The organism is Propionimicrobium sp. BV2F7 (assembly GCF_000510445.1).
GTDB lineage: Bacteria > Actinomycetota > Actinomycetes > Propionibacteriales > Propionibacteriaceae > Propionimicrobium > Propionimicrobium lymphophilum.
Genome location: NZ_AZIS01000001.1, coordinates 1 through 5,551, shown reverse-complemented (window position 1 = coordinate 5,551; position 5,551 = coordinate 1). Strand labels below are relative to the sequence as shown.

Sequence of the window (5,551 nt, the reverse complement as noted above, 5' to 3'; positions counted from 1 at the left end):
TGTGAAAAGTTAATGCCCTCCAAACAAGAGCCTGGAGGGCATTAAAAAGTCCGGCAACTACCTAGTCTCCCACAGGCTCCCGCCTGCAGTACCATCGGCGCTAGAAGGCTTAACTTCTGGGTTCGGAATGGAACCAGGTGTTTCACTTCCGCTATCATCACCGAAACACTATCGAGTTAGGACCAACCCTGTTAAAGGATTGCCGTCCGTACCCCAAGAACAACACAGTGGACGCGTACATCTTTGTAGAAAAAACAAGCCCTCAACCTATTAGTAACAGTCAGCTCCATGTATTACTACACTTCCACATCTGTCCTATCAACCCGGTAGTCTACCGGAGGTCTTACCCCACAAAGGGCGGGAGTCCTCATCTTGAAGCGTGCTTCCCACTTAGATGCTTTCAGCGGTTATCACTTCCCAACGTAGCCAACCAGCCGTGCTCTTGGCAGAACAACTGGCACACCAGAGGTTAGTCCGTCTCGGTCCTCTCGTACTAAAGACAGCCCTTCTCAAGACTCCTACGCGCGTAGCGGATAGGGACCGAACTGTCTCACGACGTTCTGAACCCAGCTCGCGTGCCGCTTTAATGGGCGAACAGCCCAACCCTTGGGACCGACTCCAGCCCCAGGATGCGACGAGCCGACATCGAGGTGCCAAACCATGCCGTCGCTATGAGCGCTCGGGCAAGATCAGCCTGTTATCCCCGGGGTACCTTTTATCCGTTGAGTTACGGCGCTTCCATACGCCACCGTAAGATCACTAGTCCCAACTTTCGTTCCTGCTCGACTTGTCAGTCTCACAGTCAAGCTCCCTTGTGCACTTACACTCGACACCTGATTGCCAACCAGGCTGAGGGAACCTTTGGGCGCCTCCGTTACCTTTTAGGAGGCGACCGCCCCAGTCAAACTACCCATCAGGCAATGTCCCTGATCCAGATAATGGACCTAGGTTAGATAACCAGAACGACCAGAGTGGTATTTCAACAATGACTCCACCCAAACTAGCGTCTGAGCTTCAAAGTCTCCCACCTATCCTACACAAGTCGTTCCGATCACCAATACCAAACTATAGTAAAGGTCCCGGGGTCTTTCCGTCCTGCTACGCGTAACGAGCATCTTTACTCGTAATGCAATTTCGCCGAGTTCATGGTGGAGACAGTGCCCAAATCGTTACTCCATTCGTGCAGGTCGGAACTTACCCGACAAGGAATTTCGCTACCTTAGGATGGTTATAGTTACCACCGCCGTTTACTGGGGCTTAAGTTCAGTGCTTCACAAAAGTTGACACTTCCCCTTAACCTTCCAGCACCGGGCAGGAGTCAGTCCGTATACATCCTCTTTCAAGTTGGCACGGACCTGTGTTTTTGATAAACAGTCGTTTGGGCGTGGTCTCTGCGGCCATCAAGGCTATAAACCTCTCCGGCCCCCCTTATTCCGAAGTTACGGGGGTATTTTGCCGAGTTCCTTCACCACGATTCTCTCGAACGCCTTAGTATTCTCTACTCATCCACCTGAGTCGGTTTAGGGTACTGGCGGACATGACAACTCGCTAACGAAGATTTTCTAGGCAGCATAGGATCACCGATTTCGACCATACGGTCTACCCGTCAAGCCTCAGGATAAACGCCTAGCGGATTTACCTACTAGACACCCTCGAACTCTTAGCCCGGGACTACCATCGCCCGGTACGGCTACCTTCCTGCGTCCCTCCGTAGCTTGCCTAAAGGAGACTTGGGTCACAGACTCGGAAACAATCAAACACCCGAAGGTGAAAAAAAGTCCCTTGCATGCTTAGCATTATCTCGTTCAGCAGGATCGCTGACACGCCGGTACGGGAATATCAACCCGTTATCCATCGACTACGCCTGTCGGCCTCGCCTTAGGTCCAGACTTACCCAGGGAAGATTAGCTTGACCCTGGAACCCTTGGATATTCGGCGGACGGGTTTCTCACCCGTCATTCGCTACTCATGCCTGCATTCTCACTCGTGTGCACTCCACGGTCAGGTCACCCCACCACTTCAACACACACACGACGCTCCCCTACCCATCCACACACCTGGATCAAAGATCAAGTACATGTGTAAATGCCATAGCTTCGGCGAATAACTTGAGCCCCGCTAAATTGTCGGCGCAGAATCACTTGACCAGTGAGCTATTACGCACTCTTTCAAGGGTGGCTGCTTCCAAGCCAACCTCCTGGTTGTCTCCGCAACTCCACATCCTTTTCCACTTAGTTATCTCTTAGGGGCCTTAGCTGATGATCTGGGCTGTTTCCCTTTCGACTACGAAGCTTATCCCCCGCAGTCTCACTGCTACGCTCTAACTTTCCGGCATTCGGAGTTTGGTTGATTTCGGTAAGCTTATAGGCCCCCTAGACCATCCAGTGCTCTACCTCCGGAAAGAAACACGTAACGCTGCACCTATATGCATTTCGGGGAGAACCAGCTATCACGTTGTTTGATTGGCCTTTCACCCCTATCCACAGCTCATCCGCTCAATTTTCAACTTAAGTCGGTTCGGTCCTCCACGACGTCTTACCGTCGCTTCAACCTGGCCATGGATAGATCACAACGCTTCGGGTCTAGAGTATGCGACTAAAACGCCCTATTCGGACTCGCTTTCGCTACGGCTACCCCACACAGGTTAACCTCGCCACACACCACTAACTCGCAGGCTCATTCTTCAAAAGGCACGCCGTCACCCTCTCGGGCTCCGACGGATTGTATGCAAACGGTTTCAGGTACTATTTCACTCCCCTCCCGGGGTACTTTTCACCTTTCCCTCACGGTACTAGTCCGCTATCGGTCACCAAGGAGTATTTAGGCTTAGCGGATGGTCCCGCCAGATTCACACGGAATTTCAGGGGTTCCGTGTTACTTGGGAAAAAGCATTAAAAGAGTCACTAGCTTACGCATACAGGGGTCTCACCTTCTATGCCGCAACTTTCCAGCACGCTTCTACTTAACTAATGATTTCTAACTCTCCGACCAATCAACAGCTTGATCAAAACACTTCCCACAACCCCACACCTGCAACGTCTGTCAACTATCACACAGATGCGGTTTAGCCTACTTCCGCTTTCGCTCGCCACTACTAACGGAATCACAATTGTTTTCTTTTCCTGTGAGTACTGAGATGTTTCACTTCCCCACGTTCCCTCCAAACACCCTATAAATTCAGGTGCAGGCCGCCGGACACAACTCCGGTAACTTCGAGGTTTCCCTATTCGGAGACCCCCGGATCAAAGCTCGTTTACCAGCTCCCCAGGGATTATCGCAGGTTACTACGTCCTTCGTCGGCTCTTGGTGCCAAGGCATCCACCGATTGCACTTAGTAGCTTGTTGTTTATATCTACAAAGATGCTCGCGTCCACTGTGTAATTCTCAAAATACGGGCGAAACCAAACCACACAAAACAAACAAAACGTTTCATGTGCGCTTGACCGCACGAAGCCAAAATCCGAGGCTTCAAAACCCAACAGCGTGCAAAAAACCAATCCACCAAACCCGAAACCGTTCCACACCCAAAAAAAGGCAGTACTAAACAATCGAGAAAAGCAAACCAGCAAAAGTCAATGTTCCACAAAACCACCAACCAAACGGTTGAAAATGGCTCCTTAGAAAGGAGGTGATCCAGCCGCACCTTCCGGTACGGCTACCTTGTTACGACTTAGTCCTAATTATCAGCCCCACCTTCGACAGCTCCCCCCACAAGGGTTAGGCCACTGGCTTCGGGTGTTGCCAACTTTCATGACTTGACGGGCGGTGTGTACAAGCCCCGGGAACGTATTCACCGCAGCGTTGCTGATCTGCGATTACTAGCGACTCCGACTTCATGGGGTCGAGTTGCAGACCCCAATCCGAACTGAGGCCGGCTTTTACAGATTCGCTAACCCTTACAGGCTCGCAACTGACTGTACCGACCATTGTAGCATGCGTGAAGCCCTGGACATAAGGGGCATGATGACTTGACGTCGTCCTCACCTTCCTCCGAGTTGACCTCGGCGGTCTCTAACGAGTCCCCAACATAACTTGCTGGCAACATTAGACGAGGGTTGCGCTCGTTGCGGGACTTAACCCAACATCTCACGACACGAGCTGACGACAGCCATGCACCACCTGTATACCGACCTTACGGGGCGCCTATCTCTAGACGTTTCCGGTATATTTCAAACCCAGGTAAGGTTCTTCGCGTTGCATCGAATTAATCCGCATGCTCCGCCGCTTGTGCGGGGCCCCGTCAATTCCTTTGAGTTTTAGCCTTGCGGCCGTACTCCCCAGGCGGGGTACTTAATGCGTTAGCTACGGCACAGAGAACGTGGAATGTCCCCCACACCTAGTACCCACCGTTTACGGCGTGGACTACCAGGGTATCTAAGCCTGTTTGCTACCCACGCTTTCGCTTCTCAGCGTCAGGAAAGGTCCAGAGAACCGCCTTCGCCACTGGTGTTCCTCCCGATATCTGCGCATTCCACCGCTCCACCGGGAATTCCATTCTCCCCTACCTTCCTCTAGTCAGCCCGTATCGAAAGCAGGCTCAGCGTTAAGCACTGAGTTTACACTTTCGACGCGACAAACCGCCTACAAGCTCTTTACGCCCAATAATTCCGGACAACGCTCGCACCCTACGTATCACCGCGGCTGCTGGCACGTAGTTAGCCGGTGCTTCTTCTGCCACTACCGTCACAAAAGCTTCGTCATGGCTGAAAGCGGTTTACAACCCGAAGGCCGTCATCCCGCACGCGGCGTTGCTGCATCAGGGTTTCCCCCATTGTGCAATATTCCCCACTGCTGCCTCCCGTAGGAGTTTGGGCCGTATCTCAGTCCCAATGTGGCCGGTCGCCCTCTCAGGCCGGCTACCCGTCGTCGCCTTGGTAGGCCACTACCCCACCAACAAGCTGATAGGACGCGAGTCCATCCCCCACCGCCAGAACTTTCCAAACCAAAAGATGCCTAAAGGTCTGAATATCCGGTATTAGCAGCCGTTTCCAACTGTTATCCCAGAGAGGGGGGCAGGTTACTCACGCGTTACTCACCCGTTCGCCGCTCGTGTACCCCCGAAAGGGCCTTACCGCTCGACTTGCATGTGTTAAGCACGCCGCCAGCGTTCGTCCTGAGCCAGGATCAAACTCTCCGTCAAAAAAATATCGGCAAAACAAGCAACCAAACAAAAGGAAACCCGCAAAAACCGTCAACAGAAAATTCGACAACTGACAAAAGACCAAAAACTGGTCAAATTATTAGTAATCAAAGGAATCTCGAACCATCCAAAAAGAATGGCACGGGATTAAAAAACAAAATGCAAAAAAATGCATTGGCATTGACTAAAAAGCACGCTGTTGAGTTCTCAAACATCGGACGCACAAAACCAAACCCCACAAAAAGCAGGACCCAGAAAAGGCAGCTCCAAAACTTTACCAAACAACCAGAAGTTCTGTCAAACCCCTAAATCGTTTGATACACACCAGACCAGACCAACAAGAACCATCAAAGCCCCGCAAGGTCACAACCCAGCAGAAACAGCCTAACAGACAATCCTCAAAAAGTCAAG

3 rRNA genes are annotated in these 5,551 nt (G+C 51.7%); all 3 read right to left on the bottom strand.

Annotated elements, in window-relative coordinates:
* Nucleotides 1-48: 48 nt before the first annotated feature.
* The 3 genes from rrf to HMPREF1255_RS00005 all read right to left on the bottom strand — a co-directional run bounded on the left by rrf (nt 49) and on the right by HMPREF1255_RS00005 (nt 5,140).
* Nucleotides 49-165: ribosomal RNA gene (rrf, locus tag HMPREF1255_RS00015) — 5S ribosomal RNA — on the bottom strand.
* Between the two features lie 85 nt (nt 166-250).
* Nucleotides 251-3,345: ribosomal RNA gene (locus tag HMPREF1255_RS00010) — 23S ribosomal RNA — on the bottom strand.
* Between the two features lie 276 nt (nt 3,346-3,621).
* Nucleotides 3,622-5,140: ribosomal RNA gene (locus tag HMPREF1255_RS00005) — 16S ribosomal RNA — on the bottom strand.
* The 16S, 23S and 5S rRNA genes sit together here, the layout of an rRNA operon.
* Between the last annotated feature and the right edge of the window lie 411 nt (nt 5,141-5,551).